Here is a 16759-nt window from a genome sequence, read left to right on the forward strand (position 1 = left end):
GTGATGTGTCATCCATCCTCCTCGTCAGGGGTCAGCCGGTGACCCATGGGCTTGCGATCGGTGCGAGACGCTGCACACAGCACGCCGCCGCACCGAGGCTGGTCAGGGCTCGACGCCCCAGGAGAGGACACCGCCGGAGTAGCCGGTGACCCGATCGAAGTCGGTGAGCGAACTGCTCACCCGGTAGCTGTGATCGTCGGCCTGGTTGAAGCCGGACCAGTCGGACTTCGCCACGCGCAGCTGGATCTCGCCGGTACTCGCGCCGGGAGCGAGACTGCCCGCGGTGAAGCTGACCTCCAGGTAGGCGTCGGCTCCGGGCCGGGCGGTAGCCGGCGTGACGACTCGTGCTCTGACGTTGGCGCAACCTGCCTGGGCCCAGTCGCACCACACCTGGTAAGTGGGGGAGGACGCATCGCCGGTGAACCAGTACCGCAGCGTCACGGTCGTCAGACCGATGCTCGTCGTGCCCCGGTTGGATGCCTGGAGGGTGGCGCCGAGCTGGTTCGTAGTCGCCGGCGAGGACCCCTTGTGCTGCACGGTCAGCGTGCTCGCTGGTGCGGTTGTGGTGCGCACGCTGAGGGGCGCTGCGGGAGAAACGTTGCCGGCGGCATCCTTTGCCCGGACGAAGAACGTGTAGGAGGTGTCCGGTGTGAGGCCGGTGACCTGCAGGCTGGTGGTGGCGGTCGAGCCGATGACCGTCGTGCCGTTGAGCACTTCGTAGCCGCTGACACCCACGTTGTCGGTGGACGCGGCCCAGCTGAGAGTGACGCTGCTGCCGGTCACGGCCGAGGCCTTCAGCAGCGTGGGCGCGCTGGGTGGCTCGCGGTCGACCGTACCGTTCGGCTCGACGCCCCAGACCAGCTGGCCGTCCTGGTGCAGAACGATCCGGTCGGTCTGAGTGACCGTGTTGCCGGTGCTCAGACCCGCGTAGGACCAGTCGTTGGCCGGGTCCCAGGTCCCGGAGCTGGCGATGCGGAACTGGACTTCCTTGCGGTACGCCGACTGCCCGGCCGGGGCGACGCCGGTACAGCGGATCTCCACGTAGTACACCGAGCCGCTGTGCTGGATCGGGCCGCTAGCCGTGCCGCACTGGTTGTAGTTGGTGGTGACACTGAGCTGGCCGGGCGTCGTGGCGCCGTCGAGCGTGAAGTAGTAGCGCATGGTGCCGTTGAAGGTCCGCGCGGGCCAGGCGCTCTTGTTGAGTACGAAGGCCTTGATCTCGGTGAACTGGGTGCTTGCCTGGTTCACCGACGCTTGCACGGTCAGCTCGGGGCCGTCGGGGGTCTCCGCCACTGGGAAGCTCGCCAGCGGAGTACCGCCGTACTCCTTGTACAGCCGGGCGAGTGCGCCGGTGAAGCCGGCGTTGTAGTCCAGCGCGACCTCGTTCATCACGTAGTCGCTGCGGCTGTCGGTGTACGCGTCGTCGTTGGTCTTGGGACCGCCGACCAGGGCTCCGTACAGGGTGTGCCTGCTGATGGCGGGTTCCTGAATGTTGTCGCTCCAGGATCCGTGCGCGGTCCGGTGATGGGGGTTGCGGGGCGGGTTGGCGCCGAAACCCACGACATAGCTGGAGTTCCGCGGGTTGTCGCCGAGCGCGTAGTTGATCTGCCGCGCGCCGAAGTCGTGATAGGTCCTGGCCCGGGCACTGTCTCGAGTGGCCAGCCAGTCGGAGTACACCAGCGCGGCGAACGCGGTATTGGCCGCGTAGCGCAGTGAGCCCCAGGTATCGAGTACTGCCTGGCCACCGGGGGAGTAGCGGATCCGGTTGCCGTTGTAGCCGGTCGTCCAGTAGTCCAGCCAACGGTTGGCGTCGGTGACGTACATCTGCTCACCGGTCAGCTTGGCCAGCAACACGTAGGCGCCGTAGGACTTGTCGTCCCAGGCGATCGTCCACCGGTAGGACCGCTCGGAGCTCTGCGGCTCGGTCGAGAGCTTCAGGTACTCCGCCTTGGCTTTGGCCAGGTACGACGCGTCGCCCGTCGCGCGGTACAGCCAGATCGCGCCCCAGACGAGTTCGTCCTGGTAGCCGCTCCAGGAGTTGTAGAACTTGGCGGCGTCGGTGATGCAGTCGCTGTACTTGCCGCGGTACGTGTCAGCAAAGCTGTAGAGCTGTTTGGCATGCGTCAGCAGCGTCGCCGCGTAGGCCGGGTCGGTCTGCTTGAACACCATCGCGGCCGAGGCGGTCGCCGCGGCGTACTCACCCGCGAGGTCCGAGCCGGGGCAGGATGCGTCGACCTTGTACGACGGACGGGCCATCGTCATCACCTCGGCCGAGCCCCACCAGGCGTGGTCGGGGTCGCCCGCGCCGACCTGGCCGTAGACCACGTTCGGGGCCGGGTGTGCCTTGATGATCCAGTCGGTGCCCCAGCGCAGATTCGCCATCAAGTGCTCGAGCTGGCCGGAGCCGACGTACGCGTCCCGGTTCTCGACCGCGCCCCAGGCGAGCATCGACAGGCCGGCCGCGAAGGGCAGCCCGAACTTCACATGGTCGCCCGCGTCGTAGAAGCCACCGGACAGGTCGAGGCCGGCATCGCTGCCGTCGCGCAGGGCCGAGTCGCCACGCCAGTTGACGCGGTTGTCCGCGGGCAGCTTGCCCGAGCGCTGCGCGTCGTAGAACCAGATGGATTTCTGCAGTGCCTCCCCGTAGTTGAACGCGGGGGCCGCCGACGCGGCGGGTGGCACGGGGCAGACCAGGATCGTGAGCAAGGTGACGACGGTGACTGTCAACGCTCTCGCCATGCAGCTTCGCACGAGTACCTCCGAAGGCAGATTCGGGACGCGTGCCAGGTCTGGGGGACGTGGGTGGCAAGGTCCGGGGCGGTGGGGAGATGCCTTCTGGGAGCGCTCCCAGATTCGGCAGCGTAAGGCTCGGGAAGCGCTGTGGAAAGAGAATGTCGAGGGGTTAAACGTTTCGGATTCCGTCGGTCGGCCGAGTTGCGGCGGCCAGGAGCCGCGGGCCACGAAAGTTCCGGTGGACTCTTTACTCGCCGTTTCCCGCCGGTTACAGTTCGAGCCATTCTGGGAGCGCTCCCAAGTGCACGGCCGCCCACCGACACTGCGAGGACCCGTCATGCGATCCACAACTCTGAACTCCGGCCGACCGACCGCCGCCCTGACTTCTGCTGCCGCTGTGCTCGCGGTTGCGCTCGTCGCGAGTGCTGCCGCCCTTGCCACTGGGCGAACCGCGCACGCGGCAAGCTCGCCCTTTTACGTGGACCCCAACACCAGCGCGGCCAAATGGGTCGCGGCGAACCCGAACGACTCCCGCACGCCGATGATCCGGGACCGGATCGTGGCCACGCCGCAGGGGAAGTGGTTCACCACCACGAACACCGGCACGGTACGGGCCGAGGTCGACGCGTACGTCGGCGCGGCCGCGGCGGCCGGCAAGGTGCCGATCCTGGTCGTCTACAACATCCCCAATCGCGACTGCGGCGGTGCCAGCAGTGGCGGGGCGCCGTCACACGAGGCGTACCGGGCCTGGGTCGACCAGGTGGCGGCCGGTGTGGCCGGCCGTCCGGCCGCGATCGTCCTGGAACCGGACGTGCTGCCGATCATGACGAGCTGCCAGTCGCCGGAGCAGCAGAACCAGACGAAGGCGTCGATGGCCTACGCGGGCAAGAAGCTCAAGTCCGGTTCGGCGCAGACGAAGGTGTACTTCGATATCGGCCACTCCGCGTGGTTGTCGCCGGGGGAGGCCGTGGCACGACTGCGGGGCGCCGACATCTCGAACAGCGCCGACGGCATCGCCACCAACGTGTCGAACTACCGGACCACCGCCGACGAGACCGCCTTCGCCAAGGCGGTACTGAACGCGGTGGGCGATTCCCGGCTTCGTGCGGTGATCGACACCAGCCGCAACGGCAACGGTCCGTTGGGCAGTGAGTGGTGCGACCCGGCCGGCCGAGCCGTCGGTACGCCGAGCACAGACCAGACCGGTGATGGGCAGATTGCTGCCTTCCTGTGGGTCAAGCCGCCGGGTGAAGCTGACGGATGCATTGCCTCCGCTGGTCAGTTCGTGCCGCAGCGGGCGTACGACCTGGCGGCTGCCGCCAACTGGACGCCGCCACCCACGACGACGCCCCCGCCCACAACACCGACTCCGCAGCCTGGCCAGTGCAAGGTGACGCACCGGGTGGTCAACACCTGGGCGACCGGCTACACCGCCGAGATCGTGATCGAGAACCGCGGGGCGCCTGTCGACGGGTGGACGCTGACGTTCTCCGCGCCCGGGGCGACCGTGAGCCAGGGCTGGAACGCCACCTGGACCGATACGGGAGACACCGTGCGGGCCGTGAACGTCGGCTGGAACGGCAAGCTCGCCACCGGCGGTACCGCCACGATCGGCTACAACGCGACCTACGGCGGCGGCACGCCCCCGTTCTCCGCTCCAACCCTGAATGGTGCTTCTTGCACCTGAGGCCGTCCCGGTTAAGTGAGATTGAGGAGTTCCATGTTCCCAAGAAGTAGAACGCGACGATTGCGGCACCGAGTCGGTGTGCTGGTGGCCGCGATCGCGGCCCTGGTGGCAGGTGCCGGCCTGGCGGCAACTGACGAGGCGGCCGCGGCAGCGAGCGGGTGCAGCGTTTCGTACAAGGTGGCGAGTCAGTGGCCCGGTGGGTTCACAGCCAACGTCACCGTGACCAACCTCGGTGATCCGATCGACGGCTGGCGGCTGGGTTGGGCCTGGCCAGCTGGTCAGCAGGTCACCCAGGCATGGAACGCGAAAGTCACGACCGCCGGAAGCCAGGTCACGGCTGAGGACGCCGACTACAACGCCAAGATCGCGACGAACGCCTCGGTGTCGTTCGGCTTCAACGGCAGCTGGACGGGATCCAATACGGACCCGTCCTCGTTCGAGCTGAACGGTGTCTTGTGCGGCGGCGGTCCCGGTCCCGGTCCTGGCCCTGGTGGCGATGCGATGGCAGCAGTTGCGGCGATGCAGCCGGGCTGGAACGTCGGTAACACGCTCGACTCGACGGGAAGCGACGAGACGTCATGGGGCAACCCGCGGATCACGGAAGCGCTGCTGGACAACGTGAAAGCGCAGGGCTTCAAGAGCATTCGCATCCCGGTCACGTGGAGCGCTCACCTGGGCGCGGCGCCCGGCCACGCGATCGAGGCGGCGTACCTGAATCGCGTGAAAGAGGTTGTCGGCTGGGCCTTGGCCCGCGACCTCTACGTGATGATCAACATCCACCACGATTCTTGGCAGTGGATCAACACCATGCCGGCCGATCGCACCGGCGTGCTCAGCCGCTACAACGCGATCTGGACCCAATTGGCGGAAGCCTTCAAGACCGCGGGGCCCAAGCTGACCTTCGAGAGCGTGAACGAGCCGCAGTTCGCCAACAGCTCGGGGCAGGCTCAGGAAATAGAGCTGCTCCACGAGCTGAACACCTCGTTCCGGGACATCGTGCGCCGGTCCGGTGGCAACAACACCACCCGTCTCCTCGTCCTGCCGACCCTGCACACCTCGTCCGACCAGGTCCTGCTCGACGCGTTGGCGACTTCCATCCGTGGCTACAACGATCCCAACCTGATCGCGACCGTGCACTTCTACGGGTACTGGCCGTTCAGCGTGAACGTTGCCGGTGGCACCCACTTCGACGCGACCGCGCAGAAGGACCTGATCGACTCGTTCGACCGGGTCTACAACACCTTTGTTGCCCGCGGCATCCCGGTGATCCTCGGTGAGTACGGCCTGCTCGGTTTCGACCGGCACACCGGGACCATCCAGCAGGGCGAGAAGCTGAAGTTCTTCGAGTTCCTCGGCTACTACGCGCGCAGCAAGAAGATCACCACGATGCTGTGGGACAACGGGCAGCACCTCGGCCGGACCTCGTTCCAGTGGAGCGATCCGGAACTCTTCGCACAGATCAAGTCGAGCTGGACGACCCGCTCGGGGACGGCGTCCACCGACCAGGTGTTCAACACCCGGGCGAGCGCCATCACCGCCAAGACGATCACCCTCAACCCCAACGGCACGACCTTCACAGGTCTGCGTCACGGCTCCACCGAACTGGTCCGTGGTACCGACTACACCCTCCAGGGCGACCAGCTCACCTTGACGGCACCGCTTTTGACCAGGCTGAGCGGCTCACGGGAGTACGGCACGAACGCCGTACTGTCCGCCCGCTTCTCGAAGGGGGTGCCGTGGCGGATCAACATCATCACGTACGACGCGCCGGTCCTGGGCGACGCCACCGGGACGACGAGTTCCTTCGCCATCCCGACCACCTTCCGGGGTGACCTGCTGGCCACGATGGAAGCCAAGTACGCCGACGGCTCCAACGCGGGTCCGCACGACTGGACCTCCTTCAAGGAGTTCGACCGTGCTTTCGCCCCCAACTACGCGAGCGGAGTGACCACCCTGACGCCGGACTTCTTTGCCGCCGTCAGGGACAACGCCCGAGTCACGCTGACCTTCCACTACTGGAGCGGCACCAAACTCACCTACTACGTCACCAAGACCGGTACCACGGTCACCGGCACGACGAGCTGATCTGAACGGCCTACCGCAGGTGGCGGGCGACATGCCCGTACGGCGATCCGTCGGGCGGAGTGGCAGCGTACTCGGCGAGCGCGCCGATGCTGCCGTCGAAGCCGCTACCTGTGGATGGGTCGGTCCAGGCCTGCTCGTCGTAGCGCTCGATCTCGGCTGTCAGCGCATCGACGACGCTGTGCAGCCGCTCGATCAAGAGCGTCGACGGTAGGTGGCGACCCGCGTCGACGCCGCCGGCATTCAGACCGCGGCCGGCCTCGACGGTCTCCCACTGAGGGGTCACGCTCCAGTGGATGCGGCCGGCCGCGGCCTCCCGTAGTACGGCGAGGGTGATCTCGTCCCACATCAGGATGTGGGCGACCAGGTCGTGAAGTGACTGGCAGAAGTGGCCGAGCGGGCCATCGGCAACGACGTAGGGTTCGCGCGGGTCGGCGACCTTGCCTAAAGCATCGAACAGCAGTTGACGATCAGCCCGGATGAGGCGTACCGCGTCAGCGGCCGACGTGGTCGGTGTGCGCGTCGATTCTCTGGTGAGGAACGCATCGCGGAGTTCGGCGCCGATCAGGCTGACCGCGTGCCGGCCGGCCGACAGCACGGCGGGGAAGTTGAGGAACGCGTGCATGGTGTCGGCGTACTCGACGATCCTCGCGGGCACTCCGTCGGCGGCGAGTCGGTCGGCGTACATCCGGGCGTCGTCGCGGAGCGGATCGCGACCTGCGGCGAGGATCAGCGCCGGTGGTAGACCGGCCAGGCTCTTCGCTCTCAGTGGCACAGCAGCGGCCGGAAGTTCTCCTGCCGGGAAGTACTGCTCGTCGGCCCAGCCGGGGACGATGCTCAGGAACACGCCGTCGAAGAGCCGGAACGATTCTGTGTCCTGGTCGAGGTCGAGCGTGGGGTAGCAGAGCACCTGCCGATCTGGGAGCGGTACTCCGTTGTCTCGCGCCATCAGGCAGGCACCGGCGGCAAGGGCTGCGCCCGCACTTTGCCCACCGATGGCAATGCGGCCGTCGCCTTGTACTTCGCCGGTGTGCTCGCGGAGCCAACTCAGCGTGTCGAGGGCGTCTTGTAGGGCGGCCGGGTAGGGGTGCTCGGGCGCCAGCCGGTAGTTGAGTGACACGACCACGACGTCGCCTGCGACGGCGAGTCCGGACGCGGCGTACTCGATGTCGCGCAGGTCGCCACCGATGAAGCCGCCGCCGTGCAGCCACAGCAGGACGGGTCGAGGCTCGTCGCCCGGTGGCAGGTAGACCCACGCCTCGAGTGCACGGTCGCCGAGATCGATCGTGAGGTCCCGGGGCCGGGTCGCTGGGTCGCATTCGCCGGCCAGCGTGGGATCTGGGGCTTCGAGCCGGTCGCGGAGCAGTGCCTGGTACGGGTCCTCGTCGGCCGGCCCGGCCGCTCCGTCGAACCGGGCCAGCAGCGCGTCGGTCTCCGCTCTGAACGAGGGCAGGTCGACAACCTCGGAAGTCGGTGCGTTCATGCCTCCCAGTCCAGCAGCTCTTCCTGCGAACCCGCCGTGGTTTGCCGACTTTGCGCAATCAGGCGGACTTGCGGCGGAACTGGTTGAGCAACTGGTAGGGATACACGGTCGGCAACGGGCTCGCGTCGGTCAGAACGCTCATCTGCTCTTCAGTGAGGCTCCACCCGGTCGCGCCGAGGTTGTCCGCCAACTGCTCGATCGAGCGAGCGCCGACGATCGGCGCGGTAACGCCGGGGCGCTGCAACAGCCACCGAAGTGCGACCTGGGCAGGCGATCGTCCCGTCTCCTTGGCAACGTCCATCACCGCATCGATAACCCGCCACGTCCGCTCGGTGTTGTAGGCATCCCAGTTCTCACTCGCGCCATTGCGCCCCGATTCATCAACCCGGGTCCCGGCAGGCGGCCCGTCCATGCCGCGCTGGTACTTGCCGGAAAGCCATCCGCCGCGCAACGGGCTCCAGGCGATGAGTCCGAGTCCTTCGTTGAGACAGATCGGCACGAGTTCGAACTCGGCGTCGCGGTCGAGCAGGTTGTACAGGGGCTGCAGGCAAACATACGGCTCGAACCCGTGCTGGCGAGCCAGGTCGACACCCTTCTGCAACTGCCAGCCGGTGTGGTTACTGGCGCCGATGAACCGCACCTTGCCGCTACGCACGAGAGTGTCGAGCGTCGAAAGCGTCTCCTCCATCGGCGTCGCATCGTCGAACACATGCATCTGATAGAGATCGATGTAGTCGGTCCCGAGTCGCCGCAGACTAGCCTCCACCGCCGCCAGGATGTGCTTACGCCCGTTCCCACCGTCGTTAGGCCCAGGCCCCATGTCGCCATAAGCCTTGGTAGCAACAACAAACGAGTCCCGGTCCTTGGCTTTCAGCCAACTACCAACAATCTCCTCAGACCGCCCAGCACCGTAAACATCAGCGGTGTCAATGAAGTTGCCCCCGGCATCGACAAACGCATCCAACATCGCATGACTGCCCTGCTCGTCCGCATCCCCACCAAAGGTCATAGCCCCCAGACAAAGCTCACTGACCTTCAACCCGGTCCTACCCACATACCGGAACTCCATAGACAAAGGTCTCCTCTACACCTGCAGGACGATTCCCTCGGATCGTAGGCAGGCGCCTTTCAGCGCGTCCAATGCAAGAACAAGTACAGTTGATGCACGCAACGCATGAACCATCACGGCAACCACACGACGGCGGCTCGTGACGCAAACACAAACACAGGATCGAAGCGAGCATCCGAGCAGTTGCGCATTGTGGCCACCGCATCGGCCGGCTCCATCGCGACGGCTAGCTCGCGACGCTTTCACCGAGCGGGCGACGGAGGAGCACGCGTGCCGGGGTGGGTGGGAGCTGGCGAAGATGAACGCGACGGAGGAGCGGGCGGCTGAGCAGGCGTGGGGGCTTTTACCCGCTCGCGGAGTTTGACTTGCGTTGGCGGTAGGCGGCCATTTTGGCTCGGGCTCCGCAGGAGTCGTTGCAGTAGCGGCGGGAGCCGTTGCGGGTCAGGTCTACATAGACGCGACTGCACTCGCTCGCCTCGCAGGTGCCGAAACGCTTCTCGCCGTAGGTGTCGACCGTCAATGCGAGTGCGGTCGCGAACTCACCACCGAAGCGTCGCGCCACCGTGCCATGGTCGCCGTGGAAGTGCAGGTGGAACGGCTGCCCCACGTCCTCGACGAGATAGGGCCGCGCGTTGTAGCGGTGCAGGAGGTCGTTCAGGACGACAACGGCGGCGCGCAGATCGGGCGCCACGAAGGCTTTGTGCAGTTCGTGCGCCAGCGTCACCAACTCCGTCGCGGAGTCCTCCGCCAGCAGCTCCCGAGCCGTGGCCGGCGAGAGGTTCGCGGCGAACTGCTCCACCACTTCCTCAGGCTGGAGGTCCGGGGTGGGGATCCGGCCCAGGCCTGGTACGGCGAGGTTGACCAGCGCGGAGATCAGTTCCGCCTGAGCGGGCACGTTACAGGCTATTAGCATTTGACAGGTAACTCCGATCTTCGTACGGTCGTTACCAGCATACCGTCAAACGCTAGTAACGAGGTGCTCATGCGCTCCTACCTGCACGTGTTGGCGATTCCGCGGGTAGGGCGCCTCCTCGCCGCCGCGACGTTGACCTATCTCAGCACCGCGATGCTGGGGATCACCGTCGCGGTGGGCGTCGCGCAATCTCGCGGCTCACTCGCCGAAGCCGGGCTCGTTCTCACCGCCCATGCGCTGTCGGTGGCAGCCTGCGCCCCGATCGCGGGACGGTTGGCGGATTGGTTGGGCGCTCGCAGGGCCGTCATCACCTACCTGCCGCTGCATGCCTCCGCCTACGTGCTGCTCGGGTGGACGCTGGCTGGGAGCGGTTCGCTCGTCATCGTCGCGGCCGCTCTGGCCGGCGCGACGGCCCCACCGACCGCGGCCGTCGTACGCTCCCATCTGCCGGTAGTCATACCCACTGATCGCCTCAACACCGGCTACGCCCTCATCTCCGTGACGAACTCCGCCACCTTCGTCGCCGGGCCACCCTTGGCCGGCCTCTTGTCGGCCGTCGCATCGCCGACGTTCGCGCTGGCGATCTGCGGCGCGGCGAGACTGGCCGGCGACCTCGCTGTGGCCGCCACGCGCAATCTCGCGACCGGCAAAAGAGGTGCGCCCAAAGGCCTGGCAGGCCGGGGGATCGGACCGTTGGCGGACCGCCAGGTTCGCATCCTGCTGATCATCATTGCCGCCGACACCTTCGGCTACGGCAGCCTGGACATGGTCGCGGTGTCGTTCGGCAAGGAGACCAGCCACACCGCGGGCCTGTTGCTCGGGGCGCTGTCGGCGGGCGAGGTCGTCGGGGGTCTCATCTACGGTTCGCGCAACCGCTCCACCAGCTTGCGAACTCAACTCGTGGCCCTTCATCTCCTGACCGTCGTCGTCCTGGCAGCAGCAGGAGCCATCGCCGCCGTACCGCTGATCGGGCTCTTCTATCTCGCCGCCGGCACGGTGAGCGGCGCCCGGGATGCGCTCGGCCAACTGATCCTCAGCGAGAGCGCGCCGCCGGCGTACCGGACTGAGACGTTCGCCTGGCTGAACACCTTCATGTGGGCGGGTTTCGCACTCGGCACCACCGTGTCGGGCCAGCTCTTGGACCGTACTGGCGTCACCACCACGCTGCTGGTGGCCGCGGGCGTCGCCGTTCTCGCCGCAGGCGGCGCGTCGGTACTCCGAACTCGGACTCCTGCAAAGGAATCAGCCACACGAGGCGGGTGACGCCCTCGCAGCGTCCCCAGATCAACTGAACATCACTTCCGTCAGGATCCGAGGGTGAACCGGCGGGGTGTACCATCGGTACATGCCTCTTCCGCGGTTCTCCAGACTGGCCGCCGAGCGACGTGAGCTGATCCTGCGGGTGGCCCGTGCGCATTTCGCCCGCGACGGGCTCGACCGGGCCTCCTACAACCAGATCATTGCCGAGCTCGGCATCTCCAAGACCTCTGCCTACCAGTACTTCGACGGCAAGGAGGACCTGTTCGCGGCGGTGATCGAGGACGTCCACGCGCGGATGCTCCACGCCTTGGGTCCCTGGCAAAACGCGGACTCTGCCACGGAGTTCTGGACCCGGCTGCGAGAGGCGTCCGAGCGGTTGACCGCGCATGCGTTGGCGCATCCCGACGACGTGGCGCTGCTCAATGCCAGTACTGCGCAGGATCCCGCGCCTTGGTTGGCGCCCGTCGTCGACAATGGGCGGACCATCGGCGTCATCAGGGCCGACGTGGACCGCGAACTGATGCTGACCGCCAGCGCCGCCGTACTGCGGACCGCTGATCTCTGGATGGCTGCCCAGCTTCAGAAAGGTGTCGAGCCGTCTCCGGTCGTGTGGAGTCTGCTGGAAGGACTGTGGAGGCAGCCCGATGAGAGCTGAGATCGACTGGACCATCCCGGCCACGCCGCCGGGGTGGAAGGGAGCGCTCGAGCGATTCATGGGGCCCGGCAAGTCTCGCGCCGAACTGCGAGCAGAGCTGGCCGGATCGTTGGTGTGTATGGCGTTGCTCGCATGGCACCTGTTCGCGAAACCGATCGAGGCCGGCTGGCCGCAGTGGGTGGTCATGGTGTTCATCGGCCTGGATCTCGTCGGCGGGGTGATGACCAATGCCACCAACGCCGCCAAGCGCTGGTACCACAGCAAACCGTCCCGCTCGCGGCTTTCGTTCGTCGCGGCGCACATCGCTTACCTGGCGGCGATGGCGTTCGTAGTACTGGATGCCGCTTGGGGCTGGTTCCTGCTCAACGCAGCACTTCTGCTGGCCGGCGCTCTGGTGATCGAGAAGGTCAAGCTAGAAGCGAAGCGCCCCGCCGCCATGAGTGCTTACATGGCCGCAGTACTGGTCAACCTGACCGTCGTGCCGCTCCCCGAGGGCCTCGAATGGTTCACCGTCCTGTTCTTCCTCAAACTGCTCGTCTGCTATTTGGTGCCAGAGGCCCCTATTCGTTCATCCACGTCTTAGCTGCCGGTACCGAAGTGTGCGCGGGAGGCTTGCTTCTGGGCATCGCGGCGTACGGCGGCCAGCAGGGCGTCACCCAGCACAGTGCCGATCACGGCCCGTTCGGTCAGGGCGTCGAGGTCGTCGCCGGCCCGCTCGAGCCATTTCAGTTCGAGCTCGGCCAGTTGCGCGGCGGACTCCCGGTAGGCATCCAGCAGGTCCGCGATGTCGCCGTGCCCGAGGGTGCCGGCCGTCGCCAGGACCTCTTCGATCGAGCTCGCGGCGACGGCGCGCTGGGCCTCGCCGAGGGTGCTGTGCACGGTCCGGTCCGGGTCCTCGACAGCCGCGACCACTCGCTTGACCAGCGCGACCGGAATACCGCCGATCCCGATCATTGCCCTGAGCAACCGAATCCGGTGCAGGTGCGACGCGTCGTACGAGACCTGGTTGTAGCCGGCCCGGTCGCCGCCCGGCAGGAGGCCCTCGCGGACGTAGTACTTGATCGTCGCGGCCGGTACGCCGGACTGCTCGGCGAGCTCGTTGATCCGCATGAAGCCCCTCTCGGTCTTGATCGATAGTAACACTATCGACTAGTCTCGCGGCATGATGCTCCTGCGTTTGGCCGCCGTGGCGATCGCCGCCGTCACCGCGGTACTGCTGCTGATCGGCGACCACCCGCCGGAGTTCGTCGTTGCTGATCTCCTGGTGGTCGTCCTGCTGGCCGTCGCTTCCGTGCTGCCGGGGTCAGGCGGTGCCGTTCCCGCGCTGGCTGTCGGGTTCGGGGCCGGGCTGGGGGTGTTCACGGTCGCCTTCGTCAGCGCGCTCGACGATGGCCGGCTGAACTGGCCGCTGGCCGCGGCTGTTGCCGGGTGCCTGACCGGAGTCGGCCTGATCTGGCGCCAGCACGTTGAGCAGCGCGAGAGCATGGGGCGCGGCCGGCCGTCGTCGGCGTAGTACTCAATTCACCGCGAGCTTGTCACTCCGCCACGGTGATCGCGGCGGCCGGGCAGCGGGCGGCGGCGTACTGGATGTCGGCCTTGCGGTCTGCCGGGGGAGTGGCATCCAGCAGGACCACGGTCCCGTCGTCGTCGCTCTGGTCGAAGACGTCCTCGGCGGTCAACGCGCACTGCCCTGAGCCGACGCACAGGTCCTGATCGACGGTCACCTTCACGATCTGCTCCGTTCTCACCAGGTCACCGGCAGGGTGGTGACGCCGCCGGTGAGCGTGCTGCGTACTTCGAGTTCATCGAGCGGCTTCGCGAGTCGGAGGCCGGGGAGCCGATTTGCCAGCGTGGCGAAGACGACCCGCAGTTCGGTACGAGCCAGGCTCGCGCCGATACAGAAGTGGGCGCCGTGCCCGAAGCCGAGGTGGGCCCGTTCTGGACGGTCCGGGTCGAAGGTCTCGGCGGCGCTGTAGACGGACGCGTCGCGGTTGGCGGCGTTGATCGAGAGGATGACGGCATCGCCCTGCCGGATGGTGACGCCGGCGATTTCGACGTCGGTGCGGGCATAGCGGAGCAGACCGAGGTCGCCGGGCGCGCCCAGCCGCATGATCTCCTCGACGGTCGAGTCGACCCGTCCCGCCGGGTCGGCGGTCAGGGCTGTCCAATGCTCGTTGCGGGTCAGCAGGAACAGCGTGCCCAGGCCGATGCGGTTGACCGTCGTCTCATGCCCGGCGAACAGCAGTCCGACGCAGAGCCGGATCATCTGCTCGTAGTCGAAGCCTTCGTCCACGCTGTGGGCCCGGACGAGGTCGGAGATCACGTCCTCGCCGAGCTGTGGACGTTTGGTCTCGACCAGGCCGGCCATGTACCGGTTGAACTCGTCCCTGGCCCGATGCGCGTCCGGACCGCTGGCGACGTCGGCCATCCTTTCGGACAGTGAACGGAACAGTTCGCCGTCCTCTTCCGGTTCTCCGAGCAGCCGGCAGATGACCGCGACCGGCAACGGAAGAGCCAGTCCGGAGTGCAGATCGACCACACCGCCGGGCGCGGCGGCGTGCTCGGCGATCAGTTTGTCGACGTACCCGTCGACGAGCTCCTGCATGTAGTCCGTGAGCATTCGCATCCGCTTCGCCGAGAACGCCGGTGTCAGCAGTCGGCGCATTCTCGCGTGGTCGGCTTCCTCGGTGTCGTAGTCGCCGGTAGGACCGTCCAGGATCCCGGCGGTCGTGACGCGGGCCGCCCGCTCCGGCTCGGGGTGCGAACGGCCGAAACGCTTGTCGCCGAGCAGGTCGCGGACCTCCGCGAACCGGGTGACCAGCCAGGCGGGATCTCCGGCGGGCGTGGTGACCGGAGTGATCGGCATTTCGCGGCGCAGTACGTCGTACAGCGGGGCGAGGTCGAGGACGTTCGGCCTCTCGAAAGGCAGTTGAAGACGGTCGGCGGCAACGCTCATGGTCCCCTCCAGTGATCGTTGAGTCACTCACTGTAGCAATTGATGGCACTTGCTGCCACTAAAGCTCGGCGGTTGTGGCATGCTTAAATCACCGCGTGGAGGACCTCAGGTCAGACGAGACCGCAAGCCGCCGCGGGCGACCGCCGGTGAGCGAAGACCAACGCCGGCAACAGCTCCTCGAGATCTCCCGCCACGCGGTCCGGCTGTTCGCCGCACAGGGCGTGGCTGCCACTTCGGGCGAACAGATCGCACGCGCCGCCGGAGTCTCCGAACGCACCCTCTGGCGCCACTTCTCCACCAAGGAAAGTTGCGTAGAGCCCCTGCTCACGAAAATGGTGGACGGCTTCCAGTCAGTACTCCGCGCCTGGCCGCCCGACGTCGAACTGACCGAACACCTGCGTGCCGCCTACTTGCCGCGTCTCGAGTCCTCATCAGGAGCAGAAATCCAAGCAGCGCTAGCGGTAGTCCGCATGACCCACACCGAACCCGCTCTGCGGGCCACCTACTTGATGCTCCGAGAACGCTCAGAAACCACCCTCGCCGAAGTCCTAGCCACCCGAGCTGGCGTCCCACCCACCACCTTCGAAATCCGAGTCCGAGCAGCCGCCATCAACGCAGCCCTCAAGGTAGCCACCGACCACCTACTCCAAGCCACCCCCGAAAACGCAACCCCCGAAACCCTCGACCAACACCGCCAGCTGATAGCCAACGCCATCAGCCTGGTCACCTGAAACCCAGCTCCCGGTACGCCGACGAGCCACCCAGCCCACCCCCCGCGCCCACCCCACCGAATCGGCCACCCCCCCAAAAGGACGCGGGCGACGGAGGAGCCCGCGTTCCGGGGTGGGTGGGAGCTAGCGAAGGTGGACGCGACGTAGGACCGGCCGTCGGAGGAGGCGTGGGGGTTTACACCTGCCAGGGGCGCAGTTTCTCCGGGTTGCGGATTGCCCAGATGTGGGTGATTTTGTTGGCGGTGACGTCGAAGGCCAGTACTGCGGCCGTCTGGTCGTCCTCCATGACCACCAGCCCCGGCTGACCGTTGACCGTGCGTTCCACGAGCTCGAACTCGCCGATCCGTTCGGCCAGGTCCGCGAAGTACCGGGCGACCGTTTCGCCGCCTTCGACCGGATGGAGGGCAGCGGACACCAGTCCTCCGCCGTCGCCGATAGCGGTGGCGCTGGGGTCGAGCAGACCGATCAACGCCTCGATGTCCTTCGCTTCCCAAGCCTGCTTGAAGTTTCGAACGATCGCCGCCCGGTCAGCCGCAGGAGCGGGAGCTGCCGTCGCCTCCGCGTTGCGCAGGCGGCGGCGTGCCGAGGTGGCCAGCTGGCGGCAGGCTGCCGGGGTACGGCCAACGATGGTCGCGACTTCGGGGAACGGGTAGCGGAAGACGTCGTGCAGGATGAAGGTGACTCGTTCGGCCGGGGTCATCGACTCCAGGACGACGAGGAACGCCATGTTGATCGACTCGTCGAGGGTGACGCGGTCGGCGGGGTCGGTGGGTTTGGTGAGTTCGGTCTGGTCGGGGACGGGTTCGGGGATCCACTCGCCGACGTACTTCTCCCGCCGCGCCCGCGCCGACCCCAGAAGATCGAGGCAGATCCGGCTCGCGACCGTGGTCAGCCACGCGCCGGGTGACTTGATCGCTTCCTGCTGCTCGCGACTCATCGCGTACCAGCGCGCGTACGTCTCCTGTACGACGTCCTCCGCGTCCGCCAGCGATCCGAGCAGCCGGTAGGCGAGGTTGATCAGCTGCCGCCGCTCGCTCATGATCACGCTCAGGTTCGGGTCACCACTGGTCATCGTCGCCTCCTCAGGCTGCTCGAGAGGTCCGACGAAACGGCCGGCCGGATTGTGAGGTCCTCACATCCTGGGCCGCTGTCTCGTCGGGGAGGGCATGACGACAACGGACAGGGGAGAA

General features: G+C 66.9%; 15 protein-coding genes. 7 read left to right on the forward strand and 8 right to left on the reverse strand.

The genetic code is table 11. The features are described from left to right. Window positions 1-102: 102 nt before the first annotated feature. The gene (locus ACQPYM_RS14830; protein ID WP_433020847.1) at window positions 103-2739 is read right to left on the reverse strand and encodes a glycoside hydrolase family 9 protein; all 2637 of its coding nucleotides are present in this window, start codon (window positions 2737-2739) and stop codon (window positions 103-105) included. A gap of 331 nt (window positions 2740-3070) precedes the next feature. Here ACQPYM_RS14830 and ACQPYM_RS14835 point away from each other — a divergent pair, with 331 nt between their 5' ends. Beyond that, window positions 3071-4420, forward strand: coding sequence for a glycoside hydrolase family 6 protein (locus ACQPYM_RS14835; protein WP_433020850.1), 1350 nt, complete (start codon window positions 3071-3073; stop codon window positions 4418-4420). A 60-nt stretch (window positions 4421-4480) separates the two neighbouring features. Next, on the forward strand, window positions 4481-6505 hold the full coding sequence (locus tag ACQPYM_RS14840; RefSeq protein ID WP_433020853.1) for a cellulase family glycosylhydrolase: 2025 nt from the start codon (window positions 4481-4483) through the stop codon (window positions 6503-6505). Window positions 6506-6515: 10 nt separating this feature from the next. Here ACQPYM_RS14840 and ACQPYM_RS14845 read toward each other — a convergent pair whose 3' ends face one another. The 3 genes from ACQPYM_RS14845 to ACQPYM_RS14855 all read right to left on the reverse strand — a co-directional run bounded on the left by ACQPYM_RS14845 (window position 6516) and on the right by ACQPYM_RS14855 (window position 9949). After that, entirely contained in the window at window positions 6516-7985 is a 1470-nt protein-coding gene (locus ACQPYM_RS14845; RefSeq protein ID WP_433020856.1) for an alpha/beta hydrolase fold domain-containing protein, read from the reverse strand. 58 nt (window positions 7986-8043) lie between these two features. Next, on the reverse strand, window positions 8044-9054 hold the full coding sequence (locus ACQPYM_RS14850) for an aldo/keto reductase (protein WP_433020859.1): 1011 nt from the start codon (window positions 9052-9054) through the stop codon (window positions 8044-8046). Window positions 9055-9397: 343 nt separating this feature from the next. After that, a complete protein-coding gene (locus ACQPYM_RS14855; RefSeq protein WP_433020862.1) occupies window positions 9398-9949 on the reverse strand; it encodes a CGNR zinc finger domain-containing protein in 552 nt (183 codons plus the stop codon). Window positions 9950-10036: 87 nt separating this feature from the next. On the opposite strand from ACQPYM_RS14855, the gene ACQPYM_RS14860 reads away from it, so the two are divergent. From ACQPYM_RS14860 to ACQPYM_RS14870, 3 genes are all read left to right on the forward strand, one after another. Beyond that, entirely contained in the window at window positions 10037-11230 is a 1194-nt protein-coding gene (locus tag ACQPYM_RS14860) for an MFS transporter (protein WP_433020865.1), read from the forward strand. A gap of 82 nt (window positions 11231-11312) precedes the next feature. After that, on the forward strand, window positions 11313-11882 hold the full coding sequence (locus tag ACQPYM_RS14865) for a TetR/AcrR family transcriptional regulator (RefSeq protein WP_433020867.1): 570 nt from the start codon (window positions 11313-11315) through the stop codon (window positions 11880-11882). Next, window positions 11872-12465 carry a hypothetical protein gene (locus tag ACQPYM_RS14870; protein ID WP_433020870.1) on the forward strand — a complete coding sequence of 198 codons (594 nt, stop codon included), beginning with the start codon at window positions 11872-11874 and terminating at the stop codon, window positions 12463-12465. Before ACQPYM_RS14865 ends, ACQPYM_RS14870 begins: the two co-directional genes overlap by 11 nt. Here the strand turns inward: ACQPYM_RS14870 and ACQPYM_RS14875 are convergent. Next, entirely contained in the window at window positions 12462-12992 is a 531-nt protein-coding gene (locus ACQPYM_RS14875; RefSeq protein ID WP_433020873.1) for a MerR family transcriptional regulator, read from the reverse strand. The genes ACQPYM_RS14870 and ACQPYM_RS14875 overlap by 4 nt on opposite strands. Before the next feature lie 52 nt (window positions 12993-13044). Here ACQPYM_RS14875 and ACQPYM_RS14880 point away from each other — a divergent pair, with 52 nt between their 5' ends. Continuing rightward, on the forward strand, window positions 13045-13395 hold the full coding sequence (locus tag ACQPYM_RS14880) for a hypothetical protein (protein WP_433020876.1): 351 nt from the start codon (window positions 13045-13047) through the stop codon (window positions 13393-13395). Window positions 13396-13417: 22 nt separating this feature from the next. Here ACQPYM_RS14880 and ACQPYM_RS14885 read toward each other — a convergent pair whose 3' ends face one another. Further along, window positions 13418-13630 carry a ferredoxin gene (locus ACQPYM_RS14885; protein WP_433020878.1) on the reverse strand — a complete coding sequence of 71 codons (213 nt, stop codon included), beginning with the start codon at window positions 13628-13630 and terminating at the stop codon, window positions 13418-13420. Continuing rightward, complete coding sequence (locus tag ACQPYM_RS14890) at window positions 13627-14838, reverse strand: cytochrome P450 (protein ID WP_433020885.1); 1212 nt, start codon at window positions 14836-14838, stop codon at window positions 13627-13629. The genes ACQPYM_RS14885 and ACQPYM_RS14890 overlap by 4 nt, the downstream gene beginning before the upstream one ends. 146 nt (window positions 14839-14984) lie before the next feature. On the opposite strand from ACQPYM_RS14890, the gene ACQPYM_RS14895 reads away from it, so the two are divergent. Next, a complete protein-coding gene (locus ACQPYM_RS14895; RefSeq protein ID WP_433020888.1) occupies window positions 14985-15569 on the forward strand; it encodes a TetR/AcrR family transcriptional regulator in 585 nt (194 codons plus the stop codon). 175 nt (window positions 15570-15744) lie between these two features. Here the strand turns inward: ACQPYM_RS14895 and sigJ are convergent, their stop codons facing one another. Continuing rightward, window positions 15745-16641: an RNA polymerase sigma factor SigJ gene (gene sigJ, locus ACQPYM_RS14900; protein WP_433020891.1), complete on the reverse strand. Its 897-nt coding sequence runs from the start codon at window positions 16639-16641 to the stop codon at window positions 15745-15747. Between the last annotated feature and the right edge of the window lie 118 nt (window positions 16642-16759).

Origin of the sequence: Kribbella sp. CA-294648, assembly GCF_050943845.1 — a bacterium.
Classification (GTDB): domain Bacteria; phylum Actinomycetota; class Actinomycetes; order Propionibacteriales; family Kribbellaceae; genus Kribbella.

Coding starts and splice junctions, on each gene's coding strand:
- ACQPYM_RS14860 (WP_433020865.1), top strand. CDS start 10,037: ATGCGCTCCTACCTGCACGTGTTGGCGATTCCGCGGGTAGGGCGCCTC.
- ACQPYM_RS14845 (WP_433020856.1), bottom strand. CDS start 7,985: ATGAACGCACCGACTTCCGAGGTTGTCGACCTGCCCTCGTTCAGAGCG.
- sigJ (WP_433020891.1), bottom strand. CDS start 16,641: ATGACCAGTGGTGACCCGAACCTGAGCGTGATCATGAGCGAGCGGCGG.
- ACQPYM_RS14890 (WP_433020885.1), bottom strand. CDS start 14,838: ATGAGCGTTGCCGCCGACCGTCTTCAACTGCCTTTCGAGAGGCCGAAC.
- ACQPYM_RS14850 (WP_433020859.1), bottom strand. CDS start 9,054: ATGGAGTTCCGGTATGTGGGTAGGACCGGGTTGAAGGTCAGTGAGCTT.
- ACQPYM_RS14835 (WP_433020850.1), top strand. CDS start 3,071: ATGCGATCCACAACTCTGAACTCCGGCCGACCGACCGCCGCCCTGACT.
- ACQPYM_RS14875 (WP_433020873.1), bottom strand. CDS start 12,992: ATGCGGATCAACGAGCTCGCCGAGCAGTCCGGCGTACCGGCCGCGACG.
- ACQPYM_RS14870 (WP_433020870.1), top strand. CDS start 11,872: ATGAGAGCTGAGATCGACTGGACCATCCCGGCCACGCCGCCGGGGTGG.
- ACQPYM_RS14865 (WP_433020867.1), top strand. CDS start 11,313: ATGCCTCTTCCGCGGTTCTCCAGACTGGCCGCCGAGCGACGTGAGCTG.
- ACQPYM_RS14880 (WP_433020876.1), top strand. CDS start 13,045: ATGATGCTCCTGCGTTTGGCCGCCGTGGCGATCGCCGCCGTCACCGCG.
- ACQPYM_RS14830 (WP_433020847.1), bottom strand. CDS start 2,739: ATGGCGAGAGCGTTGACAGTCACCGTCGTCACCTTGCTCACGATCCTG.